Here is a 23,549-nt window from a genome sequence, read left to right on the forward strand (position 1 = left end):
CCACCAGCAACCGCCATGGAACGCTACACAAAACCTGCCATTTTGTTGCACTGGCTGATCGCTTTGTTGATCATCGCCGCTTTTTGCCTTGGCCTGACGATGGTCAACATTCCCGGCCTGACGCCAACCAAGCTGAAGTATTTTTCCTGGCATAAATGGCTGGGCGTCACGGTGCTTGCCCTGGCATGTCTGCGCCTGCTGTGGCGCCTGACGCATGCCGCACCGGCGTATCCCGCGCAGATGCCGCGCTGGCAGCAAAGCGCGGCGCATGGGCTGCACGGCTTGCTTTATATTCTTATTTTTGCGATTCCTATCTCGGGCTATTTCTATAGCCTCGCGGCAGGAGTCCCCGTAGTCTATCTGGGCCTTTACCCGCTACCGGTGTTCATCGATCCCAATCCGGAACTCAAACCTTTGCTCAAGCTGGTGCACTACTGGCTGAACATGACTTTGCTAGCCGCGTTCTGCCTGCATGTATTGGCTGCGCTGAAGCATCAGTTCATCGATCGCGACGGCGTGCTTAAACGTATCCTGCCCTGACTATCTCTTTCAAGGAAATTTCATGATTCTGCGTTCTACATTGACCAGTGCTCTCGTCGGCAGTATCGCTGCTTTCAGCCTGGCTTCGTCCGCGCTTGCCGCACCGCTCAAAGTCGATGCCGGCAAAAGCACCGTCAGCGCCGTCTTCAAGCAACTGAATGTGCCGGTTGAAGCCAAATTCAAGAAATTCACCGCGCAGATCGATTTCGACAGCGCCAAACCCGATGCCGCCAAGGCCAGCGTGGACATCGACATCTCCAGCTTCGACCTGGGCGATGCCGAGTACAACAAGGAAGTGCTGAAGAAGGAATGGTTCAACGCCGCACAATTCCCCAAGGCCAGCTTCGTCTCCAGCTCGATCAAGGCTTCCGCCGGCGCGCCGGCAGGCACCAAATATGACGTCGCCGGCAAGCTGACCATCAAGGGCAAGACTGCTGACGTACAGTTCCCCCTGACCGTCAAGAAAGAAGGCAGCGGCCAGGTATTTGACGGCGCCGTGCCGATCAAGCGCCTGACCTTCAATATCGGCGAAGGTGAGTGGAAAGACACCAGCATGGTCGCCGATGAAGTCACCATCAAGTTTCACGTCGTAACAGCACCGTAATTCACAATAAAACCATATCGTTTCAACGCTCAACAGATCATTACAAAGGACTGTCCCATGAAATTGAAATTCGCCCTGATTTCCCTGCTCGCCGCCGGCGCTGCTTCGACCTCCGCTCTGGCTGCCGACAGCTACACGATCGACCCCAGCCATACTTACCCGAGCTTTGAAGCCGACCACATGGGCCTCTCGGTCTGGCGCGGCAAATTCACCAAGACCAGCGGCACTATCACGCTGGATCGCGCCGCCAAGACCGGCACCGTCGATATCACCATTGATGCATCGTCGATCGACTTCGGCCATTCCAAGCTGAACGATCACGTCAAGTCTGCTGAAGTGCTGGACGCACAAAAATTCCCGACCGCGACTTACAAGGGCACCTCGATCAAGTTTGACGGCGACAAGCCGGTTGCCATCGAAGGCGAACTGACCTTGCACGGTGTGACCAAGCCGGTTCAATTGCAAATCAACAAGTTTACTTGCGTTCAGAATCCGATGCTCAAGCGTGAAGTGTGCGGTGCTGATGCTTCGGCAACGTTCAATCGTGCCGACTTCGGCGTGAGCTTCGGCGTGCCGCGCTTCTCGCCGGAAGTGAAGCTGGCGATTCAGGTTGAAGCAATCAAGAACAACTGATTCAGGCTTCTTCCGAAAGGCCGATGCATGTCATGTGCATCGGCCTTTTTTGTTCTGCATCATGTTCACATCCGATGTTCTCGCGCATAATGGCTCGCTTTTGAAAGCGGCTTCCAGCCTGAGCTTGGGCGCGATGCTTCAAGCCACTCCCTGCAAGCTTTTTAAAAACGCGCTAATCTAGCGCTGTCCCGATTAAGGATAAATGCAACATGTCGATAGCAGATCTTCGCAAGGATTACAGCCGCGCCAGTTTGTCTGAACTTGATGTCGCCGCCGATCCTATTGTTCAATTTTCAACATGGTTTGATGAAGCCCTTAAAGCAGAGATTCCCGAACCGAATGCGATGAGTATTGCCACCGTCGGTGTCGACGGCAAGCCTTCGTCGCGCATTGTCCTGCTCAAGCAAGTCGATGCGGCCGGCTTCACCTGGTTCACCAACTATCACAGTCGCAAAGGGCGTGAGATCGCCCGGCATCCTTATGTCGCACTACTTTTCCACTGGGTCGAACTTGAACGCCAGGTTCGCATCGAAGGAAAGATCGAGCAAGTCGCCGCTGGTGAAAGCGATGCGTATTTTGCCAGCCGCCCCTTGCTCAGTCAGATTGGCGCCATCGCCTCCGAGCAAAGTCAGCCGGTCGACAAGCGCGAGACGCTGGAAACGCAGTTCGCTGCTGCAGAAAAAAAATACGGCACCGAGCCCGTGCGCCCGGAACACTGGGGCGGCTACCGCGTGGTGCCGGAGAAAATGGAATTTTGGCAAGGCCGGCGCTCGCGCCTGCATGATCGCGTGATTTATACCCGCGCTGCAGACGGCAACTGGAGCCGGCAACGCCTGCAACCCTGACCAGAACTTACGTCAGGGCTGCGCATAGCATCACATCACTTGCACGGAGGGAAACATCGTGTTTTGGGAAAAGAAGCTCGCAGCTTGGGTAGAGGAAATCCGTCATGCAACGGCATTGCCGTTGCGTCTTGAACTGTGGAACGGCCGACAGTTCGATTTCAGCGACGGTGCGCCGCAGGTCACCTTGCGTGTTCCTCACGTATCGGCCCTGACTTATCTGTTCCAGCCATCGCTGTCCAATCTTGGCGAAGCCTATGTCGAAGGCAAGATTGACGTCGACGGTCCGGTGGCCAGCATCATCAGCGTCGCCAATACTTTGGCGGCAAAAACCTTGAAAGCGGAAGGCAAGCTGGCGCGCATCGCACGCTCTATCCGCCACAGCAAGGAAAAAGACGCGGAGGCCATCCGCTATCACTACGATGTTTCCAACGACTTCTACAAGCTGTTCCTCGACGAGAACATGGTCTACTCCTGCGCCTATTTTGAAAACGGCGACGAAGACCTTGCCACGGCCCAGATCAAGAAGATCGATCACATTCTTACCAAGATCCAGGTCCGTCCGGGCGACACACTGCTCGATATCGGTTGCGGCTGGGGTGCATTGGTACTGCGCGCGGCGCAGAAGTTCGGCGCCAAGTGCGTCGGGATTACGCTATCGGAAAATCAGTATGCGCTGGCCAAGGAGCGGGTCGAGAAAGCCGGCCTGAGCGACCGTATCGAAATCCGTTTGCAGGATTACCGCGACGTCACCGGCACCTTCAACCGCATCACCAGCGTCGGCATGTTTGAACACGTCGGCTTGAAGAACCTGCCGATGTACTTCGCACGCATCAACTCGCTGCTCGCCGACGACGGCCTGGCAATGAATCACGGTATCACCACGACCGATATTGAAAACGGCGAATCGCCGTATGGGGGCGGCGAGTTCATCGACAAATACGTTTTCCCCGCCGGTGAACTGCCGCACATCAGCCTGGTGCTGAAAGCCATGCAGCAAGGCGGGCTGGAAGCCTTCGATGTCGAAAATCTGCGCAAGCACTACGCCAAAACCTGTGCCATCTGGGCTGACAATTTTGAAGCCCAGGCAGAACAGATTCGCAAGATTACCGACGAGAAGCGCTATCGCATCTGGCGTGTCTATCTTGCCGGCAGTTCGCATGGTTTCAACCAGGACTGGATTTCTCTGTATCAGGTCATCTGCGGCAAATCCAACCGTCACGCCGACGTTCTGCCGCAATCGCGCCGCTACATCTACGACGCGACGGCCTGACCGGCTGCGGCCTTGTTCCTAGTTATCTTTGCTTTTCGTGGCAAAGACTTCGCGGAACTTGGCCAGTTTTGGCGCCACGACAAACGCGCAATAACCCTGGAAAGGATGCTGCTGGAAGTAGTTCTGGTGATAGTCCTCGGCCTTGTAGTAGGTTTCTACTGGACTGAGTTCTGTCACAATCGGCGCATCCCACACCAGCGCCATCTCAGCGATGATGTGCTTGGCCGTGTCGCGCTGCGTGGGTGAATCGTAGTAAATCACCGAACGATATTGCGTGCCGACGTCATTGCCTTGACGGTTCAAGGTGGTCGGATCGTGGATGGTGAAAAACACTTCCAGAATTTCCCTGAAACTGATCGTTGCGGGATCGAACGTCAGCTTCACGACTTCTGCATGGCCGGTATCGCCATTGCATACTTGCTCGTAAGTCGGATCCTTGATCTGGCCGCCGGTATATCCGGACTCCACGTGCTGTACGCCTTTCAACTGCTGATACACCGCCTCAAGGCACCAAAAGCACCCACCGCCAAGAATTGCTGTTTCCGATGAAGTATTCACGATCGCTCCCACGTCATTGATTCCGATGTCAGCAATCACACGTCTGATTGCATAGTTACGTTTATACCATTGCTGCGAATTAATTTCCTAATGCGGCATTCCGATGAAAGCCATAGAAACTTAACTAATAAGTACGTTTTTTTGTATTTTAAAGCCGCTCAAAGATTCGGCATCCCAGAAAATTCGCACGCGTCCCTACCATAGCCGGATATTGCCCTTCGCAGCAGCTGGGTTACTGCATCGTATTTTTTGGGCATAATGTCGCATTGACCAGAATCGATCCCACAGGCTTTAGATGCATTCACGCTCCCCGCGCGCTACGTCGCGCGAATTCGACGCCGCCCATTTCCGCAAAGCATTATCTCAATTTGCGACCGGCGTTACTGTTATCACCACGCGTCTGGCCGATGGGACGCTGCTCGGCCTGACCGCGAGTTCGTTCAATTCGGTATCGCTAAGCCCGCCGCTGGTGTTGTGGAGCTTGTCCGAGCAAGCTAGCAGCATGCCGGTATTCTCGGGTAATTCTCACTACGTAATCAACATTCTTGGGGCCGATCAGGCTGCCTTGGCGGAGCAATTCGCACGCAAGTCTTCAGATCGTTTCAACGGCGTGGAATATACGCTGTCGCGTACAGGACAGCCTGTATTGAAAGGCGTCTCAGCCTGGTTCGAATGCCACAATCGCAGCCGCTATCCTGAAGGTGACCACGTGATTTTTGTCGGTGAAGTGGAGCATTGCGAAGTAACGCCGCAAGCGGCCTTGGTGTTTCATGACGGCCGGTTTATCAAGACGGAATCTTAAGCAACAGAAGTCGAACCAACAAATAAAAAAGCGCCACAAGGGCGCTTTTTTATTTTTAGCAGTACAAGGATCAGAACTTGTAACCGACTGACAGGAAGGTGACGATCGGGTTCAGAGTCAGACTGGTTGACGACTTGACTTGTGCGCCGGTGGGCAACGTAGTGGTGATATCAGCCTTGGTCTTCAAAGGGATATACGCCACCGAGAAACCCAAAGACCAGTTCTTGTCGAAGTTATAGGTTGCACCGACATTCAGGACTGGCGCCCACGAGGAGCTGAGATCTGCGGTCGATTTGGCAGCTGTTGCGCTACCGGTGAACTTGGTCGACAGGAGACCTTGGAATTGGTTGCTCAATGAAACGTCCGAGTACCAGACATAAGACACACCGGCACCGACGAATGGACGGAACTGGCTGTTGCCGTCGCCGAAATACCACTTCGCGATAACCGCAGGGCTCCATTGTTTGGCCTTGCCGACTTCTCCGGCACTTGCGATCGTACCGGTGCCGGTCAGTTTGAATGTTGGTGGAATACCTACATCAGTCGTCACTGCGATGTTGTCGGTGAAGAAGTGGGTGAAAGCAATTCCCAAAGTATCTGCATTGCTAATACTTGCACCACTACCAGGAACAGGGCCGGCGATTGCTGCAGGGCTGTTGATCTGCAGAGTCTCGCTCGATTCCTGCGGTGCCAAATGGAACCAGCCCAGATTGACGATGTTGCTACCGGCAGTTTGCGCCATGGCAGGTGCAGCAAAAGCAGCAGCGATGGACAGCGCAGCGATTTTAGGCAAAAGGGAAAATTGTTGCTTCATGTGTCGTCTCCAAATGTAAAGGGCTGCGCCCCGTTTATTAATTATTCCGACTCTGAGTCCGGAGTTTTTTGGCGACGTTGGACGTCGCCTGTTTTTGTTGAATGCACAGAGGAATCATGCAATTCCGTCTTTACACTCCCAAGACAAAAAGAACGCGCGTGCTATTCTTTTGCGATACTATGCCAGCTTTAATTAGCTTTGTATAGACGTGTATTTTTTTGGCAACTGGAAATAATTTTAACTATTGAGCCAGCAGCAATATTGCTAAAAAAAGCACGTCAGGTCACGAGCAAACGAGAGAGAATTCCGGCGGAATCAAAGGCGGCACGACGCAGGCGATCATTGATGCCCTGCCATGCCGGCTTGGAAGGAGTCGCTTCTACCAAAATGATATCGGCATTCTGATGATCCATATCTCGCAGCGCAGCATACAAATCATGCGCGTACTGATCAGCATCCTGAGACATGGCAAAGGAGAAATGTGCCGAAGTGATTTCCATCGAGCGATGAATCACCGCGACCTTGTAATTGCGCTCAGCGAGCTTCTTTATTGTCTCAGCCAATTGTTCTGCCGGGACCTGCGCTACCGGCGTATTAGGCGCATAGTGCGCATCCAGCGTGCCTGATGCGCGCGGAGCGGCCGCATCCGGTGAGCCGGGCGCAACGCCCAACACTGCCGTAATCTGATCAACACTGATTTGCCCCGGACGCAGCAATACGGCGCCGTGCGTATCGACACGCGACAAATCGACAATCGTCGATTCGATCCCAACTTCACTTGCACCGCCATCCAGTACGTAATCCACAAGACTATCGGCATCGCTGCCGAATTCGTCGCGCACATGTTCCGCCGTCGTGGGACTGACGTGGCCGAACTTGTTGGCCGATGGTCCTGCGACGCCACCCTTTCCGCCCTTGAATTCACGCAGCAAAGCCTGTGCGACGGGATGAGAAGGACAACGCACACCGATCGAATCCTGCCCACCTGAAGCGGCTGCTGGAACATGCGCAGCACGCTTGAGAATCAGCGTCAGCGGACCCGGCCAGAAAGCCTCGATCAATGCACGCGCTTCGGATGGCACTTCCGCCGCCCAATAGGAAATGTCGGCTTCCGGCGCAACATGGACGATGACCGGATGATTGGCAGGTCTCCCTTTGGCGGCGTAGATATCGGCGATGGCAGCAGCGTTCTCGGCGTCGCCGCCAAGACCGTAGACCGTCTCTGTAGGAAACGCCACCAGCTTGCCCGCTTCGAGCTTGCGCGCGGCAAGCTTTACCGCATCCATGTCAATCTTCACAGTCACCATTGCTGCCTCTACCTGTTACTGAGCAATGCCGAGAATGGCGCATGCCGCCGCCAACTGAGCCTGCGCTTGCGCCATGGTAGGCGCGACAAACGTGACGTGTCCCATCTTGCGGGCACGACGGGCTTGCGCCTTGCCATACAAATGCAGATGTGCGCCCGGCAGTGCCAGGATCTTGTCCCAGGCCGGCTCCCGCATGTCGTCGCTTTCGCCCTCATACCACACATCGCCGAGGATGTTCAACATGACGGCAGGAGAATGCTGACGCACGTCGCCCAACGGCAAACGCGCCATCGCGCGCGCCTGTTGTTCGAACTGGCTGGTGATGCAGGCATCGATAGTGTAGTGACCGCTATTGTGCGGGCGCGGCGCCATTTCGTTGACGACCAGCGAGCCGTCCGCCAGTACGAAAAATTCGATGCACAGCACACCGACATAATCGAGCTTGGCGATGATCGCTAACGCCGCGTCTTGCGCCTTCTTTGCGACAGTGTCAGAGACGTGATCCGATGGCACAGTCGTGGTGAACAGGATGCCGTCGCGGTGGACGTTCTCGGCAATCGGATACACCACGGCGGCGCCGTCGGCACCGCGTGCCACCAGAACGGAAACTTCGTAAGCCAGCGGCAGCATTTTTTCCAGCAGGCAGGTCACGCCCTTCATCCCGGCGAACGCCGCCTTGACGTCGGCAATACTGCGCACGCGCACCTGGCCTTTGCCGTCGTAACCCATGCGGACCGTCTTGAGAATTCCAGGCAGCAAGTCCGACGGAATAGCATCGATATCCGCTTCAGAAGCGATGATCTTATGCGGTGCAGGTTGCACGCCGGAAGCGGCGCTGCAATCGACGAAGAAGCGCTTCTCAGCGATACGGTCCTGGGCAATCGAGACGCCCGATGCCGACGGTGCGACATAAGTCTTCGCCGCCAACGCAGCGAGGCTGTCAGCCGATACATTCTCGAATTCGGTCGTCACCGCGCCGCACAGCGACGCCAGCTCATCCAAACCCCGGGGATCGGTATAAGACGTGCGAATAAGGCGATCAGCGACTTGCCCGGCCGGGCAATCATCTTCCTGCTCCAGCACCGCGACCTTGAACCCCATCGCCTGCGCAGCGTGGGCAAACATGCGACCAAGCTGGCCGCCGCCCATCACACCCAGCCAGGTCGCCGGCGTTGTGGTGGGGATCGAAACATTGTTATTGTTCGAGGGGGACTGCTTCTGACTCATAACGGCAACTTCATATCCAGGGCAACTTGCGTTTGTTTGACACGGAAAGCTTCCAGCTTCGCAGCCAGCGCATCGTCGGTGGTCGCCAGCATGGCGATGGCCGACAAGGCTGCGTTGGCGGCACCGGCTTCGCCGATGGCGTAAGTCGCGACCGGAATGCCCTTCGGCATCTGCACGATGGACAACAGAGAGTCCTCACCACGCAGATACTTCGACGGCACCGGCACGCCCAGCACCGGCACGATGGTCTTGGCAGCGATCATGCCCGGCAAATGCGCAGCACCGCCGGCGCCGGCGATGATGGCGCGCAGGCCACGCCCACGTGCTTTCTCGGCATAATCGAACATCTGGTCCGGCATACGGTGTGCGGAGACGACTTGCGCCTCATGCGGAATCCCAAATTCTTTCAGAATCGCCACGGCATGCTGCATCACATCCCAGTCGGACGACGATCCCATGACGACGCCAACGACCGGCGCTTGTGTGTTGTTCGTGCTCATGTCAGTCCTTCAGCGAATTGCCGGTCAGGCGCTCCAGCGCTTCGCGGTATTTGGCGCCGGTCTTTTCGATGACTTCAGTTGGCAGGGCAGGCGCTGGTGGCGTCTTCTTCCAGCCGTCGACGGTTTCCAGATAGTCGCGCACAAACTGCTTGTCGAACGACGGCGGGGAGATGCCGACCTTGTAGCTATCGGCAGGCCAGAAGCGTGATGAATCGGCGGTCAGCACTTCGTCCATCAGATGCAGCACGCCGTTGTCGTCCAGACCGAATTCGAACTTGGTGTCGGCGATGATGATGCCGCGTGTCGCAGCGTAGTCAGCGGCCGTCTTGTACAGCTTGATGCTGATGTCGCGCATCTTGTTGGCCAGTTCGCTGCCGATGCGTTTTTCCATATCGGCGAAGCTGATGTTTTCGTCGTGCTCGCCGAGATCTGCCTTGGCTGCCGGTGTGAAAATAGGCTCGGCAAGCTTGGCGGCTTGTTGCAGACCTTCCGGTAATTTGATGCCGCAGATGGAACCGGACTCTTGATAGTCCTTCCAGCCGGAACCGATGATGTAGCCGCGCACAACAGCTTCCACCAAAATAGGCTTCAGGCGCTTGGCCACGACAGCCCGACCGCGCACCTGTTCGACTTCATTGGCGGCGACCACGGTTTCCGGAGCGATGCCTGTCAGATGATTCGGCACGATGTCGCCCAGCTTCTCGAACCAGAAATCCGACATCTGGTTCAACACTTTGCCCTTGCCTGGGATCGGCTCGTTCATGATGACGTCGAACGCAGACAGGCGGTCGGTCGTCACGATCAGCAATTTGTCGTCGCCAACTGCGTAGTTGTCGCGCACCTTGCCGTTACCCAGCAGAGGGAGTGAAGTGATGGAAGTTTTGTAGAGGCTGGTCATGTTGATTCCGGTCATTCTGTGGGTCGAGGATCCGAGGTAACGCCGGGACGGCGAAACCGCTATTTTTCTGCCCACCTTTAAAGTCAAAAAACCGGGACTGCTGTTGCCAGTCCCGGTCGCTTGGTTTGCTCGCCGATCGTATTACTGAACGATTTGGGAGAGCTCGCCCTTCTTGTATTTCTCTGCAATTTTTTCCAGCGGGATCGCCTTGATCTTGCCGGCCTGGCCTTCGCAGCCGAACGACAGGTAGCGTGCCTTACACACCAGCTTCGCCGCTTCGCGGGCAGGCTTGAGGTAATCGCGCGGATCGAACTTGCCTGGATTTTCCATCAGGTAGCGGCGGATCGCGCCGGTCATTGCCAGACGGATGTCGGTGTCGATGTTGATCTTGCGCACGCCGTGCTTGATGCCTTCTTGAATCTCTTCCACCGGCACGCCGTAGGTTTCCTTCATGTCGCCGCCGAACTCGCGGATTTCAGCCAGCAGCTCCTGTGGAACCGACGACGAACCGTGCATCACCAGATGGGTGTTCGGAATGCGCGCATGGATTTCCTTGATGCGGTCGATAGCGAGGATGTCGCCGGTCGGCTTGCGCGAGAACTTGTACGCACCGTGCGAAGTGCCGATGGCGATGGCCAGCGCATCGCACTGTGTCTGCTTGACGAAATCGGCAGCCTGGCCGACGTCGGTCAGCAACTGTTCGCGCGTCATCTTGCCGTCGGCGCCGTGGCCGTCTTCCTTGTCGCCCATCATGGTTTCCAGCGAACCGAGCACGCCCAGCTCGGCTTCCACCGTGACGCCGATGGCGTGCGAAAACTCCACCACCTTGCGCGACACTTCGACGTTGTATTCGTAGCTGGCGACCGATTTGCCGTCTTCCATCAGCGAACCGTCCATCATCACCGAAGTGAAACCCGACTTGATCGCGGCCATGCAGACTGCCGGCGACTGGCCGTGGTCCTGATGCATGACGACCGGGATGTGCGGATAGGCTTCCACCGCAGCTTCGATCAAGTGGCGCAGGAACGCTTCACCAGCGTACTTGCGCGCGCCTGCGGAGGCTTGCATGATGACTGGCGCGCCAACTTCGTCGGCAGCCTGCATGATCGCAGTGACTTGCTCCAGATTGTTGACGTTGAAGGCTGGCAAACCGTAGCCGTTTTCGGCGGCGTGGTCCAGCAATTGACGCATGGATACGAGAGGCATAATAAACTCCAGAACGATAGAAATCAGTACTCGCCGACCCTGAGAATCTTCAGGGCATTGGTGCCGCCGACTTGTCCAATCGGCTCCCCCCAGGTCACGACGATCAAATCACCCTTTTGCACGACGCCTTGCGCCAGCAGCAAGTCCTGCACGCCCTTCAACACCACTTCGGTGTCGGTGGACTGCGCCAGTTCAAACGTGCGCACATTGCGGAACAGCGCGGCCTTCTGGCGCGTCGCGACATTGGGGGTAATGGCAAAAATTGGTACATCGATGTTATGACGGCTCATCCACAGCGCAGTGGAACCGGACTCGGTCAGCGCCGCAATCGCCTTCACGCGCAGGTGATGCGCGGTGAACAGTGCACCGTACGCGATCGACTGGTCGACACGCGTGAATTGCAGGTTCAGAAAGTCAGCGTCGAGCTTGCAGTCTTCGGATTTTTCGGCGGCCAGGCAGATGGCCGACATGGCTTCGACGGTTTCCACCGGATACTTGCCGGAAGCCGTTTCGGCCGAGGTCATCACAGCATCGGTGCCGTCCAGCACGGCGTTGGCGACGTCGGAAACTTCCGCACGCGTCGGCACGGCATTGACGATCATCGATTCCATCATCTGCGTGGCAGTGATGGTCAGCTTGTTGGAAGCGCGCGCCATCTTGATCATGCGCTTTTGCAGACCTGGTACGGCAGCATTGCCGACTTCCACGGCGAGGTCGCCGCGCGCGACCATGATGCCGTCGGAAGCGTCGAGGATTTCCTGCAGCAGCGGAATCGCTTCGGCGCGCTCGATCTTGGCGATCATCAATGGCTTATGGCCGTACGGCTCAGCGGCAACATTGCCGAGCTGGCGCGCCATTTCCATGTCGGTCGCATTCTTCGGGAACGACACGGCAACATAGTCGGCCTGGAAGCTCATCGCCGTCTTGATGTCATCCATGTCCTTGGCTGTCAGCGCCGGAGCGGACAAACCACCTCCCTGGCGGTTGATGCCCTTGTTGTTGGACAGCTCGCCGCCGATCTTGACGACGGTGTGGATCTCATTGCCCATCACACGCTCAACCACCAGCACGATCAGGCCGTCGTTGAGCAACAGCACGTCGTCACCCTTGAGGTCGCGCGGCAGTGCCTTGTAATCGAGGCCGACGCGCTCCTGATTGCCCATGGTGCAATCGGCGTCGAGGATGAATTTGTCGCCGTTGTTCAGATTGATCTTGCCATTTTCAAATTTGCCGACGCGGATCTTCGGACCTTGCAGATCGGCCATGATGGCGACCTTGACGCCACAGGCATCGGCCACTTCGCGGACCAGCGTGGCGCGGTCGATATGGTCCTGCGCCTTGCCGTGAGAGAAGTTCAAGCGCACCACATTCACGCCCGCCTTGATCATGCGCGTCAGGGTCTCTCTGTCGCTGGAAGCGGGGCCGATGGTGGCGACGATCTTGGTTGCTCTTTGCATGAAAATCTTTCTCTGACCTGGTTGAAAAGCTCTTGTCTCGTTATCTTGGTGCGTGCTGCGTGTCTTGTATTGACGACGCTTTATTGCGCGCGCTGCATCAGAATTTCTACTGCCGGCAGGGTCTTGCCTTCCAGGAACTCCAGAAAAGCGCCGCCACCGGTCGAAATATAGCCGACCTTGTCGGTGATATCGTATTTGGCAATCGCCGCCAGCGTGTCGCCGCCGCCGGCAATCGAAAATCCACTGGAATCGGCAATCGCATGCGCCAATTCCATCGTGCCTGCGCCGAACTGATCGAACTCGAACACGCCTACCGGGCCGTTCCAGACGATGGTGCCGGCCTTGGCCAGCTGCGCTGCCAGAATGGCGGAGGTCTTCGGACCGATATCGAAAATCATGTCGTCGTCGGCTACGTCTCTGGCGTCCTTGACGGTCGCAACTGCGGTCGGAGAAAATTCCTTGCCGCACACCACATCGACAGGAATCGGCACCGAAGCGCCGCGCTTGGCCATCATCTCAATGATGGCCTTGGCTTCGTCGACCAGATCGGCCTCGGCCAGCGACTTGCCGATCTTCAGGCCGGACGCCAGCATGAAGGTGTTGGCGATGCCGCCGCCGACGATCAGGTTGTCGACCTTGTCGGCCAGTGCTTTCAGGATAGTCAATTTGCTGGAGACTTTGGAACCGGCGACGATCGCCACCAGCGGACGCGCCGGCTGGTTCAGGGCCTTGCCCAGTGCATCGAGCTCGGCTGCCAGCAACGGACCGGCGCAAGCGATCGGTGCAAACTTGGCGATACCGTAAGTGGTGGCTTCAGCGCGGTGCGCGGTGCCGAATGCATCGTTGACGTAGACGTCGCACAGCTTGGCGATCTTTTGCGCCAGCTCGTCGCTGTTCTTCTTTTCGCCCTTGTTGAGGCGGCAATTTTCCAGCAACACGACCTGGCCGGGCGCAACGTCGACGCCATCGGTCCAGTTTGATACCAGTTTGACTTCTGCGCCCAGCAATTCAGACAAACGCTTGGCGACCGGCGCCAGCGAGTCTTCAGGCTTGAACTCACCTTCGACCGGACGGCCCAGATGCGATGTCACCATCACTGCCGCGCCGGCGTCGCGCGCCTCGCGAATGGCCGGCACCGAAGCGCGAATGCGCGTATCTTCGGTGATATTGCCCGCATCATCCTGCGGCACGTTCAGATCAGCGCGAATAAAGACGCGCTTGCCTTGCAGTTGATTGGAAGAGATGAGATCGCTGAGTCGGTTGAATTTCATTTTTCGCAGAATCGTAGGTGGGGCAAAAACGCGTTATTTTACTCTACCCGCCCTGCTCCCAGCATGGTTTTCGGAGAGGAATCGGGGGAATCGGGGCATTCACGGCAACGGCGGCCGCCACAACGCCCATGAGCGCCCGATCAACGCCCCCATGACGGGCTACAGCGCCAGACGCAACACCGTGAACAATGTCATACCGGCAACAATCGTTCCCAGCAAATGCCGGGTCGCCATGAAAAAGATGCCGCCCCCGATACCTGCCAGCAACTTGGGATTGGCCCAGTTGATGTCCACCGCGCCCCCCGACGTCACCAGATCCGGCATCACAATGGCCGCCATCGCCGCCGCCGGTGCGTAGCCCAGAGCGTGCTGCAGCTTGGGTGGCAGCTTGACCGCATGGCCGAACAGGAAAAAGCCGCTGCGGGTGAGCAAGGTCGACATCGTCAACAAGACTATAGAAACCCAAACGTCGAAGGCGTTCATTCTTTTTCCTTAACGATAAATTTGTCCGCCAGCATGGCAGCGGCCATACCGATCACCACCGCCAGCAGCAAACCCAGCCGATATGGCAGATTGATTGCCACAACGGCAACAGCCCCGGAGACGATCACGCCTGCCAGTGCAGCGCGGTTGATGATCATCGGGATCATGATGGCGATCAGCGCCAGCGTGCCGGCGAAGCCGATGTTCCAGCTTTCGGGGATCTGGCTGGCCAGCAGGATGCCGACAATGGCGCCGACCTGCCAGGCAAACCAGCCTGGATAGCAGACCGCCTCGAAAAAGCCGAGCTTGCCGGCCGGCTGGTGCACCGTATGCGCCGGAAAACGCTGCGGGAAGAATCCCATCGAAATGTCGCCGTTGAAGTAGCCGTACCAGACGCGGCGATACCAGGGCAGATGGGCGAAATGCGGCGCCACGGCGGCGGAGAAGATGACGAAACGCAGATTGACGATCATCGCCGTGAGAAAGATCACGATTAACGGCGTATGCGCCGCCAGCAGCGGCAAAACGGCGAATTGCGCGGATCCGGCGTAGACGGTGAGTGTCATGGCCAGCGATTGCCAGATGGTCATGCCCGACTTGACCATCGCCATGCCCGACACGATTCCCCAGGCCAGCACGGCCGGGATGGTCGATGCGCTGGCGCGCCAGCCTTCCTGAAACGCTTCTTTTTCGATACGACGTGCCTGAGCCTTTGCCTGCACAGAATCCGCAGATTCTGCCGCCTCCGCAGATCCCCTTACCGGGTCAGATCGACTGTCCCCGGCGTCTGTCTCCTTGTTCATTCTTGCCTTGGTCGCTTTTGTTGACTTGCCACATAGCATTTTTACGTAGTTCGAACATTTTATAGATGAAACTTTTTACGCGCTTGTTCCGTTAAAATGTGGACTTTGCAGCGTTGACCGCAGCTTTACTATTCATCGGAGACTTTCATCATGTCCATGGCAGACCGCGACGGAAAAATCTGGAAAGACGGCGCACTGATCGATTGGCGCGACGCCACCATTCACGTACTGACCCACACACTGCATTACGGCATGGGCGTATTCGAAGGCGTCCGTGCGTACAAAACGCCGCAGGGCACGGCAATTTTCCGCCTGAAGGAACATACCCAGCGTCTGTTCAACTCCGCCAAGATTTTTCAGATGGAAGTGCCTTTCGACCAGGCCACCATCCTCGAAGCGCAACGCCAGGTCGTACGTGAGAACAAACTCGAATCCTGCTACATCCGCCCACTGATCTGGATCGGCTCCGAAAAGCTCGGCGTCTCCGCCAAGGGCAACAAGATTCACGTCGCCATCGCCGCCTGGCCGTGGGGCGCCTACCTCGGCGAAGACGGCATCACCAAGGGCATCCGCGTCAAGACCTCGTCTTTCAGCCGCCATCACGTCAACGTGTCGCTGGTGCGCGCCAAGGCGTCCGGCTATTACATCAATTCCATCCTCGCCAACCAGGAAGCGCTGGCCGACGGCTACGATGAAGCGCTGCTGCTGGACACCGATGGCTATGTGTCGGAAGGCTCCGGCGAAAACGTCTTCATCGTCAAGAATGGCAAAGTCTATACACCAGATCTGGCGTCCTGCCTCGACGGCATCACGCGCGACGCGGTGCTGACCATGGCGCGTGACCTTGGCATCGACGTCGTTGAGAAACGTATCACCCGCGACGAGATGTACTGCGCCGATGAGGCCTTCTTCACCGGCACCGCCGCTGAAATCACACCGATCCGCGAGCTCGACAACCGTACCATCGGCAACGGCGCACGCGGCCCGATCACTGAAAAACTGCAGACCCTGTTCTTCGACGTCGTGTCGGGCAAGGCGCCGCAGTATCAGCACTGGCTGACGCTGGTCTGATACCGGCGACCCCGCACAGATACACTGCACGAATACATAAAATTACTGCATCACATTTAAAGCACCCAGCAACGGAGAATCACATGAGCCAAGTTCAACAAACCCAGCCAGTACAACTCGACGGCAAAGACCTGCCGGCCCACTGCCCGAATCCAAACATGCCGCACTGGTCGTCGCATCCGCGCGTGTTCCTCGAGCTGGACGCGCACGGCGCCGCCAAGTGTCCGTACTGCGGCACGCAATACCAGTTGAAACCTGGCGCCGTCGTCAAGGCTCACTAAGCACAACGACACGCCATAGCGACACAAACAAAGAGGGCCACCAAGAATTGACTGGCCCTCTTTGCTTTTTCTCCGGAGAAAACATGCCACGCGCCAAACTGATACAAGGTTCACCCGACGAAGTTGAAGCGGCCTATTACGATGCGCTTGCCAGAGCCGATCTGGAAGCCCTGATGGCATTGTGGGCCGAGGATGAAGAAATCGTCTGCGTCCATCCCGGCGCCTTGCGCCTGATCGGACATGTGGCGATCCGCAACTCCTGGGAAGAAATCCTGGCGCGCGGTGGCCTGCATATCCAGCCGCGCCAGCTGCATGCAGCGCACACGATGACCACTGCGGTACACAACGTCATCGAAGATATCCAGCATCCGGAAAACGCCCGTGCCGATGTGCACGTGATCGCCACCAACATCTACATGAAGACCGCCCAAGGCTGGCGCATCGTCACTCACCACGCCTCGGTGGCGCCGGGACCGGCACCTACAGAACCGATAACCGAAACGATGCTGCACTGATTGTCGAACACCTTGCGGCGGACAATTTCTTCGGTATTGCCGCAGCACATTTCTGCCGCACTTCCGCACTTCCGCAGTTCCGCACTTCCGCACTTCCTTTGATATTCGTGAAAACGCAAGATGCAATACTCCGCACCCCGCTGGCTCCCCGGCGGCAACCTGCAAACCATTTACCCCGCCACGTTCATCGCCAAACCACCGGTGCGTTTCCGGCGTGAGCGCTGGGACACGCCTGACGCCGACTTCATCGATGTCGATTTTGTCGATGGCAAACCGGGCCAGCCGCTGGTAGTGCTGTTCCATGGACTGGAAGGCTCGTCGGATAGCCACTACAGCCGCGCCTTCATGGCTGCCATCGCAGCACGCGGATGGTCGGGTGTGGTGCCGCATTTTCGCGGCTGCTCCGGCGAGATCAACCTGGCGCCGCGCTTCTACCACTCCGGCGACAGCGCAGAGCTCGACTGGGTCTTGCGGCGCCTGATGAGTCATCGAAGCGCCATCGGCGCGCCGAAGTTTTATGCAGCCGGCGTTTCCTTGGGCGCCAATGCCTTGCTGCGCTGGCTGGGCGAATCGCAGCATCAGGCAGAATTCATTGACGCCGCCTGCGCCATCTCGGCGCCGCTCGATCTGGCCGGTGGCGGCGCAGCACTGGCGCGTGGCTTCAATCGTATCTATTCACACGTGTTCCTACGCACCATGCGCACCAAGTCGCTGGTCAAGTTGAATCAATTTCCCGATCTGTTCAGCCGCGAGGCAATGATGCAGGCACGCGATCTCTATACCTTCGACAATATCGTCACGGCGCCACTGCATGGCTATCGCAACACCGAAGATTACTGGGATCGCGCCAGCGCCAAACACATCCTGCACGACATCACCGTGCCGACGCTGGTATTGAATGCACAGAATGATCCCTTCCTGCCGGCGCAATACCTGCCGCAAAGTGCAGCGGCCTGCGTCAAACTGGAATATCCTGCAGAAGGCGGCCATGTCGGCTTCGCCACCGGCGCGCCACCGGGAAAACTCGGCTGGCTGCCGCAGCGCATGCTGCACTTCTTCGAAGGTCAATAACCTATGGATGAGATCGTCCGGCAAGCCATGGCCAAGTGGCCGAACGTGCCGCATTGCTTCGGCTGGCTGATGCTGGACGCGCGCGGCAACTGGCGCATGCGCGATGAACGCGCGCAGCACCTCAATTTGCCGGGCGACAAAATCAGTCACCCGACACTGCTGGGCTTCATCAATCGCAATTACACGCATGACGCTACCGGCCGCTGGTATTTCCAGAATGGTCCGCAACGCGTCTATGTCGATCTGGAGATCACTCCCTATATCGTCCGTACCGATCCGGTGGCAGGCTTCGTGCTGCACACAGGCGAGACGCTGCCGATGCTGTCGCAGGCATGGCTGACGCAGGAGGGGCGCTTGCTGCTGGTGGCGGGAGACGTCGTCGCTGCGCTGGACGACAGAGATGCTGCCGGGGTGCTTGCCACCCTCACGCTGGAGGGTGCTCCGGCAAGCGACGAGCAAATCATGACATGGCTGGAAGACAAGCACCGCAGCGCACTGAGCCTACCTTACGCCGGACAGAGTCTTGCCTTGCAATGGACGGAAACCGGGAATCTCGCAGAACAATTTGGCTTCATTACACAACCGCGTACCGGGGCAAAAACCCAAACCGCGGGCTGACGAGCCGCCTCGCCCGAATTATCCGCGCCCTTTGGTTTCCTTCATTTCTTCTTTCCACTGCTCTTTGAGGTCGCGTTCACGCGCGTCGATCATGGCCTGATCATAGAACGTCGCATCGGGAGCCGTACGCGCGATACCCAACTGCTCAATGGCAGCCGGCAAGCTGCCGGACAAGAAGTAAGATTCCGCCAAGGCCATATGCTGCAGCGCCTGCTTGCCCTGCGCTGCGTATGCTTTGGCGAGCAAATTCTGCACCGCCACCTCGCTTCGATAGAGCTGCGCCTGATCTCGCAGATACGCGACCGCCTGATCGTAGCGACGGCTTTCAATCAGCGCGTCGGCGTATTGCCGCGCCGCCATGCGTGAGATGGGAAATTGTTTACGCAAAGTATCGGCGATCTTGAGCGCCTGTTCGGGTTGCTTCCTGGCGATCTTGATATCGATCTCCAGATTGCTGAACAGGATACTCGGCACCATCGGCTGCGATGCGGCGCGCGCTTCTTGCAACAGCGTTTCCGCCTTGTCGTAAGAACGCTGTAGATAGGCGGCATACGCCAGACCGTACTTCGACACCATGATCTGCATCTTGGTATTCTGGCGCAATTGCGACTCGAAGTAAGCCTGCGCGTCGCGTACGCCTTGCGCCGAATTGTCTTGCAGCAGCCGCACCCGTGCACGGATCAGTTGAAAGTCTGGATTATCCGCACGCTGCTTGTAACGCTGATCGCGAATCCGCGCCTGAATGTCGGCGATACGCTCCGTCGTCAGCGGGTGAGTCAGCAAATAAGGCGGCAATGCGTCGCCGAAATTGCGCGACGCGCTTTGCAGACGACCGAAGAACGCCACCATCCCCGACGTATCAAAACCGCCGTCCTTCAGGATCTGGAAACCGACGCGATCAGCCTCGCGTTCGGCATCGCGGCTGAAGTTGAGTTGCCGCTGCATGGCCACGCCGGTACCGCCCATCATTGTCGCCATGGCGGCATCGCCGCCCACCTTGGAAACGCCGGCCAGCGCACCGAGTACGATGGACGCCAGCTGAATCATGGAATTCTGCTTTTGCTGGCCAATCATGCGCGCGATGTGGCGCTGCGCGACGTGGCCGATTTCATGCGCCAGCACGGACGCCAGTTCCGATTCACTCTGCGCCGCCAGCATCAAGCCGGAATGCACCGCGATGAAACCACCCGGCAAGGCAAACGCATTCAGTACCGGATCGCGCACGGCAAAGAAAAAGAAATCGTAGCCGGCTTCTCCACGCACGTCGGGACGCACCGAGATCAGGTTTGCGCCGAAGTTGTTCAGGTATTCGAGCAGCGGACCATCGTCGAGATAGTCCGGATCATGCCGGATCTCCTTCATGATTTGCTCGCCCAACTTGCGCTCCATCAGCGGCGACAAGCCCTCGCGTTCGGTGTCGCCCAGTGTGGGCAAAGTCTGTGCGGTGCTCAGATTGGGCGCCACGGCCAGAGGCAAGCTCGCCAGCGACAACGCCAATGCCGCCAACAAGGGGCGCAGACGAAAAAAACGGCGCCGTGACGGCGCAATGGTGGTGCTGGTTCGATCGGGAACGACTGGCTGACGCATAGGGACAATGAAATAGTTACCTGCGATGCCTGCTATGATACTCGCAGTATTCACCGCTCCGACATTCTGCCGCTATGACTTCTTCCAAGACGACAAATTCCAATGCCGACACTAATCAGGGTCTGACCCATTTCGACCAGGGTGGCCAGGCGCACATGGTGGATGTCGGCGGCAAAGCGGAAACGCGCCGCGTCGCCATCGCCAGCGGCACCATCCGCATGAGGCCGGAAACGCTTGCAGTGATTCAATCCGGTACGGCTAAGAAAGGCGACGTTTTGGGTATAGCTCGCATTGCCGCCATCATGGCTTCGAAACGCACCAGCGATCTGATTCCGCTATGTCATCCGCTGGCGCTGACGCATGTCTCCGTTGATTTTGACATTGACCAGCCGCAGTCAAGCATCAACTGCACCGTGCGCGTCGAAACACAGGGTAAAACCGGCGTGGAGATGGAGGCGCTGACAGCGGTGCAAGTCGGTCTGCTGACGATTTACGATATGTCAAAAGCCATCGACCGCGGCATGGTCATGACCGATATTCGGGTACAGGAGAAACACGGCGGCAAGTCGGGATCGTGGTCCCAGGCGTAACAGCTGCACGGAGCGTGCATCCGGTTTCCACAATAAAAAAGCGTGCCCAACGGCACGCTTTTTTGTTGATATCCGGCTAACCGGTTGCGAGATCAGCTGCGGCAATTCTCTGGTGCATACTTCGATGGCAAGGTTGCCGGCGCGGTAGCAGACGCAGCTGACGGCGTGCCTGCAGGAGCCGCAGGTGTCGTCGCGGCAGCGTTTGCCGGCGCGGCCTGGCACAGCCAGGTGATAGCACTCGGATTGGCTGCCGACGGCACCATCTTCAGTGTCGTGCCATTGCCATCGCCACCGATTTCGCCGAAGGTGATGGTGATCGCGCCACCATTGGCAATCGAAATATCCTTCACCGTTTTGAGATCATCGGTCGCCTTGAAGACATAACCGGTAGCGGCCTGATCGAACGTAGTTCCGCCCTTCGCCATGATGGTTTCCGCCACCGCCATTTTTGCAGGCGTAGCCAGATTGATCCCCTCTGCCACTTTGCCGCGGATCAGATAATCCCGATACTGCGGAATAGCCACCATCGCCAGAACGCCGACGATAGCGATGACGATCATCAATTCGATCAGGGTGAAACCGGTTTGTGTATAACGTGCAGACCGTGTTGCTTGCATATTGTTTTCCTATTACAAAAAATCGATTTTTCAGGAGCGCTGCTTAGTCATTGTTTGATGACAGATATTTTCTCTCTGGCAACGCATTCTCCCCAGATCGATGATATTCGCCAATGCCGCTTTTGTGAACATTTTTATAACGAGGTGACGAAGCCGCCCGATGTGCGGCGACTTCATCATTCGCTTAAAACCTTGTCAATGCTGCTCTTGAGCGGCTCTGCGGGCGAGCAGGCTGCCGACAATCACGACACCGATGGCGCCCACGATGCCGGGCAGACTCAGATGCAGCTGCAATCCCGGCACGACCACTTCGTGATGCGGCAGATAGCTTTGCACCCAGCCGCGAATCGCCACATCCGAGATAATCATGCCGCCCGCCAGATAGCCAAGCAAAGCCGCACCCAGCGTAATGATCAGCGGCGCCTTTTCCATCAGCTTGAGCACCAGCGTGCTGCCCCAGACGATGATGGGAATGCTGACAAGGATACCAAATACCACCAGCAACAATTGATGTTCTCCGGCCGCCTGTTCAGCGGCGCTCGCGATGGCGATGACGTTGTCCAGGCTCATCACCAGATCGGCCACGATGATCGTCTTGATCGCCGAGAACAATTTGTCGCTGCCGCTGATTTCGCCATGACCGTCATCGTCGCTCAGCAGCTTGGTGCCGATCCAGAACAGCAACACGCCGCCGACCAGCTTGATGTAAGGCATCTGCAGCAGGCTCACCGCAAACGCGATCAGGACGATGCGAATCGCGATGGCGCCGAATGTGCCCCACAAGATGCCGCGGAAGCGCAAGTTGTCAGGCAGGTTGCGGCATGCCAGCGCAATCACGATGGCATTGTCGCCACCGAGCAAAATGTCGATCAGGATGATCTGGCCGACAGCGAGCCAATTCAATTCCAGTAAAAAATCCATTAACCGTTCCCCCATCATAGTGTTTGGACACGAAAGCAATATGGGGAGCCGGAGCTCCCCATATTGTTATGTCACCGGTCAGCCCGGGAAGTTCTGTCGGTACTGCAACAACTGCGACAAATCCATCCGGCCTGCCGTTTGCTTGCTATTGCTGCAAATGAATTACAGAACCGACTTCAGCAGACGTGCCATTTCGGAAGGATTGCGTGTTGCCTTGATGCCGCACTCTTCCATGATTGCCAGCTTGGCTTCAGCAGTATCAGCACCACCGGAGATCAGCGCGCCGGCGTGGCCCATGCGCTTGCCTGGAGGCGCAGTCACGCCGGCGATAAAGCCGATGACTGGCTTCTTCATGTTGTCCTTGACCCAGTACGAAGCGTTGGCTTCGTCAGGACCACCGATTTCACCGATCATGATGACGGCGTCGGTGTCAGGATCATCATTGAATGCCTTCATGATGTCGATGTGTTTCAGACCGTTGATCGGGTCGCCGCCGATACCGACTGCGGACGATTGGCCCAGACCCAGCGCTGTCAGCTGGCCGACGGCTTCGTAAGTCAGTGTGCCCGAACGGGAAACCACGCCGATACGGCCCTTTTTATGGATGTGGCCTGGCATGATGCCGATCTTGATTTCGTCTGGCGTGATCAGACCCGGGCAGTTAGGGCCCAGCAGCAGAGTCTTGCTGCCAGCCTTTGCCATGCGGTTTTTCAGTTCCATCATGTCGCGGACAGGGATGCCTTCAGTGATACAGATGGCCAGATCCAGATCGGCTTCAACAGCTTCCCAGATTGCAGCGGCTGCGCCTGCTGGCGGAACGTAAATCACCGACACAGTCGCGCCGGTTGCCTTCTTGGCTTCGGCAACATTCGCGAAAATTGGAATGCCTTCGAAATCTTCGCCGGCCTTTTTCGGATTCACGCCTGCAACGAATGCGTTCTTGCCGTTCGCGTAGTCGCGGCACATGCGGGTGTGGAATTGACCGGTTTTGCCGGTGATACCTTGGGTGATGACTTTGGTGTCTTTATTGATCAGAATCGACATAGCTATTCCTTGTCCT

At 57.4% G+C, this 23,549-nt stretch carries 27 protein-coding genes; 12 read left to right on the forward strand and 15 right to left on the reverse strand.

Going from position 1 to position 23,549, the window contains the following annotated elements; translation table 11 throughout:
• Positions 1-15 precede the first annotated feature (15 nt).
• The 5 genes from AC1RN6_RS13925 to AC1RN6_RS13945 all read left to right on the forward strand — a co-directional run bounded on the left by AC1RN6_RS13925 (position 16) and on the right by AC1RN6_RS13945 (position 3,892).
• Positions 16-540 (forward strand): cytochrome b, encoded by a 525-nt coding sequence (locus AC1RN6_RS13925; RefSeq protein WP_493006035.1) that lies wholly within the window; start codon positions 16-18, stop codon positions 538-540.
• Between the two features lie 22 nt (positions 541-562).
• Positions 563-1,144: a YceI family protein gene (locus AC1RN6_RS13930; protein ID WP_493006036.1), complete on the forward strand. Its 582-nt coding sequence runs from the start codon at positions 563-565 to the stop codon at positions 1,142-1,144.
• 57 nt (positions 1,145-1,201) lie between these two features.
• Positions 1,202-1,777, forward strand: a complete 576-nt coding sequence (locus AC1RN6_RS13935; protein ID WP_493006037.1) for a YceI family protein — start codon at positions 1,202-1,204, stop codon at positions 1,775-1,777.
• A gap of 209 nt (positions 1,778-1,986) precedes the next feature.
• Positions 1,987-2,622 (forward strand): pyridoxamine 5'-phosphate oxidase, encoded by a 636-nt coding sequence (pdxH, locus tag AC1RN6_RS13940; protein WP_493006038.1) that lies wholly within the window; start codon positions 1,987-1,989, stop codon positions 2,620-2,622.
• Positions 2,623-2,680: 58 nt separating this feature from the next.
• Positions 2,681-3,892 (forward strand): class I SAM-dependent methyltransferase, encoded by a 1,212-nt coding sequence (locus AC1RN6_RS13945; protein WP_493006039.1) that lies wholly within the window; start codon positions 2,681-2,683, stop codon positions 3,890-3,892.
• 18 nt (positions 3,893-3,910) lie between these two features.
• On the opposite strand, the gene msrA is transcribed toward AC1RN6_RS13945, so the two are convergent.
• On the reverse strand, positions 3,911-4,450 hold the full coding sequence (gene msrA / locus AC1RN6_RS13950; RefSeq protein WP_493006040.1) for a peptide-methionine (S)-S-oxide reductase MsrA: 540 nt from the start codon (positions 4,448-4,450) through the stop codon (positions 3,911-3,913).
• A gap of 295 nt (positions 4,451-4,745) precedes the next feature.
• Here msrA and AC1RN6_RS13955 point away from each other — a divergent pair, with 295 nt between their 5' ends.
• Positions 4,746-5,252: a flavin reductase family protein gene (locus AC1RN6_RS13955; protein ID WP_493006041.1), complete on the forward strand. Its 507-nt coding sequence runs from the start codon at positions 4,746-4,748 to the stop codon at positions 5,250-5,252.
• A 70-nt stretch (positions 5,253-5,322) separates the two neighbouring features.
• Here AC1RN6_RS13955 and AC1RN6_RS13960 read toward each other — a convergent pair whose 3' ends face one another.
• From AC1RN6_RS13960 to AC1RN6_RS14005, 10 genes are all read right to left on the reverse strand, one after another.
• On the reverse strand, positions 5,323-6,066 hold the full coding sequence (locus tag AC1RN6_RS13960; protein ID WP_493006042.1) for an OmpW/AlkL family protein: 744 nt from the start codon (positions 6,064-6,066) through the stop codon (positions 5,323-5,325).
• A 278-nt stretch (positions 6,067-6,344) separates the two neighbouring features.
• Entirely contained in the window at positions 6,345-7,373 is a 1,029-nt protein-coding gene (locus tag AC1RN6_RS13965) for an L-threonylcarbamoyladenylate synthase (RefSeq protein WP_493006043.1), read from the reverse strand.
• Positions 7,374-7,388: 15 nt separating this feature from the next.
• Positions 7,389-8,600, reverse strand: coding sequence for a 5-(carboxyamino)imidazole ribonucleotide synthase (locus AC1RN6_RS13970; RefSeq protein WP_493006044.1), 1,212 nt, complete (start codon positions 8,598-8,600; stop codon positions 7,389-7,391).
• Positions 8,597-9,100, reverse strand: coding sequence for a 5-(carboxyamino)imidazole ribonucleotide mutase (gene purE, locus AC1RN6_RS13975; RefSeq protein WP_493006045.1), 504 nt, complete (start codon positions 9,098-9,100; stop codon positions 8,597-8,599). The genes AC1RN6_RS13970 and purE overlap by 4 nt, the downstream gene beginning before the upstream one ends.
• 1 nt (position 9,101) lies before the next feature.
• A complete protein-coding gene (locus tag AC1RN6_RS13980) occupies positions 9,102-9,998 on the reverse strand; it encodes a phosphoribosylaminoimidazolesuccinocarboxamide synthase (protein WP_493006046.1) in 897 nt (298 codons plus the stop codon).
• A gap of 141 nt (positions 9,999-10,139) precedes the next feature.
• Positions 10,140-11,204, reverse strand: coding sequence for a class II fructose-bisphosphate aldolase (gene fba / locus AC1RN6_RS13985; protein ID WP_007878631.1), 1,065 nt, complete (start codon positions 11,202-11,204; stop codon positions 10,140-10,142).
• Positions 11,205-11,227: 23 nt separating this feature from the next.
• Positions 11,228-12,661 carry a pyruvate kinase gene (gene pyk, locus AC1RN6_RS13990; RefSeq protein ID WP_050477417.1) on the reverse strand — a complete coding sequence of 478 codons (1,434 nt, stop codon included), beginning with the start codon at positions 12,659-12,661 and terminating at the stop codon, positions 11,228-11,230.
• A gap of 80 nt (positions 12,662-12,741) precedes the next feature.
• Complete coding sequence (locus AC1RN6_RS13995) at positions 12,742-13,932, reverse strand: phosphoglycerate kinase (protein ID WP_493006047.1); 1,191 nt, start codon at positions 13,930-13,932, stop codon at positions 12,742-12,744.
• Between the two features lie 159 nt (positions 13,933-14,091).
• A complete protein-coding gene (locus AC1RN6_RS14000) occupies positions 14,092-14,415 on the reverse strand; it encodes an AzlD domain-containing protein (protein ID WP_493006048.1) in 324 nt (107 codons plus the stop codon).
• Positions 14,412-15,218, reverse strand: a complete 807-nt coding sequence (locus AC1RN6_RS14005; RefSeq protein WP_493006049.1) for an AzlC family ABC transporter permease — start codon at positions 15,216-15,218, stop codon at positions 14,412-14,414. The genes AC1RN6_RS14000 and AC1RN6_RS14005 overlap by 4 nt, the downstream gene beginning before the upstream one ends.
• Positions 15,219-15,368: 150 nt before the next feature.
• Between AC1RN6_RS14005 and AC1RN6_RS14010 the strand changes: the two genes are divergently transcribed.
• The 5 genes from AC1RN6_RS14010 (at position 15,369) to AC1RN6_RS14030 (ending at position 18,774) form a co-directional block, all read left to right on the forward strand.
• Positions 15,369-16,289 (forward strand): branched-chain amino acid transaminase, encoded by a 921-nt coding sequence (locus AC1RN6_RS14010; protein WP_493006050.1) that lies wholly within the window; start codon positions 15,369-15,371, stop codon positions 16,287-16,289.
• 83 nt (positions 16,290-16,372) lie between these two features.
• Entirely contained in the window at positions 16,373-16,570 is a 198-nt protein-coding gene (locus AC1RN6_RS14015) for a zinc-finger domain-containing protein (protein ID WP_007878625.1), read from the forward strand.
• Between the two features lie 83 nt (positions 16,571-16,653).
• Positions 16,654-17,085, forward strand: a complete 432-nt coding sequence (locus tag AC1RN6_RS14020; RefSeq protein WP_493006051.1) for a YybH family protein — start codon at positions 16,654-16,656, stop codon at positions 17,083-17,085.
• A gap of 120 nt (positions 17,086-17,205) precedes the next feature.
• On the forward strand, positions 17,206-18,156 hold the full coding sequence (locus AC1RN6_RS14025) for a YheT family hydrolase (RefSeq protein WP_493006052.1): 951 nt from the start codon (positions 17,206-17,208) through the stop codon (positions 18,154-18,156).
• Between the two features lie 3 nt (positions 18,157-18,159).
• Entirely contained in the window at positions 18,160-18,774 is a 615-nt protein-coding gene (locus AC1RN6_RS14030; protein WP_493006053.1) for a DUF2946 family protein, read from the forward strand.
• 18 nt (positions 18,775-18,792) lie between these two features.
• Here the strand turns inward: AC1RN6_RS14030 and AC1RN6_RS14035 are convergent, their stop codons facing one another.
• Positions 18,793-20,361: a beta-barrel assembly-enhancing protease gene (locus tag AC1RN6_RS14035; protein ID WP_493006054.1), complete on the reverse strand. Its 1,569-nt coding sequence runs from the start codon at positions 20,359-20,361 to the stop codon at positions 18,793-18,795.
• A gap of 74 nt (positions 20,362-20,435) precedes the next feature.
• Here AC1RN6_RS14035 and moaC point away from each other — a divergent pair, with 74 nt between their 5' ends.
• Positions 20,436-20,951 carry a cyclic pyranopterin monophosphate synthase MoaC gene (moaC, locus tag AC1RN6_RS14040; RefSeq protein WP_493006055.1) on the forward strand — a complete coding sequence of 172 codons (516 nt, stop codon included), beginning with the start codon at positions 20,436-20,438 and terminating at the stop codon, positions 20,949-20,951.
• A 92-nt stretch (positions 20,952-21,043) separates the two neighbouring features.
• Here the strand turns inward: moaC and AC1RN6_RS14045 are convergent, their stop codons facing one another.
• The 3 genes from AC1RN6_RS14045 to sucD form a co-directional block, all read right to left on the reverse strand.
• On the reverse strand, positions 21,044-21,568 hold the full coding sequence (locus AC1RN6_RS14045) for a pilin (RefSeq protein ID WP_493006056.1): 525 nt from the start codon (positions 21,566-21,568) through the stop codon (positions 21,044-21,046).
• A gap of 195 nt (positions 21,569-21,763) precedes the next feature.
• Positions 21,764-22,489, reverse strand: a complete 726-nt coding sequence (locus tag AC1RN6_RS14050; protein ID WP_493006057.1) for a TerC family protein — start codon at positions 22,487-22,489, stop codon at positions 21,764-21,766.
• 162 nt (positions 22,490-22,651) lie between these two features.
• Positions 22,652-23,533: a succinate--CoA ligase subunit alpha gene (sucD, locus tag AC1RN6_RS14055; RefSeq protein ID WP_493006058.1), complete on the reverse strand. Its 882-nt coding sequence runs from the start codon at positions 23,531-23,533 to the stop codon at positions 22,652-22,654.
• Positions 23,534-23,549 lie beyond the last annotated feature (16 nt).

Source organism: Herbaspirillum sp. GW822-FHT03A08, from assembly GCF_058801885.1.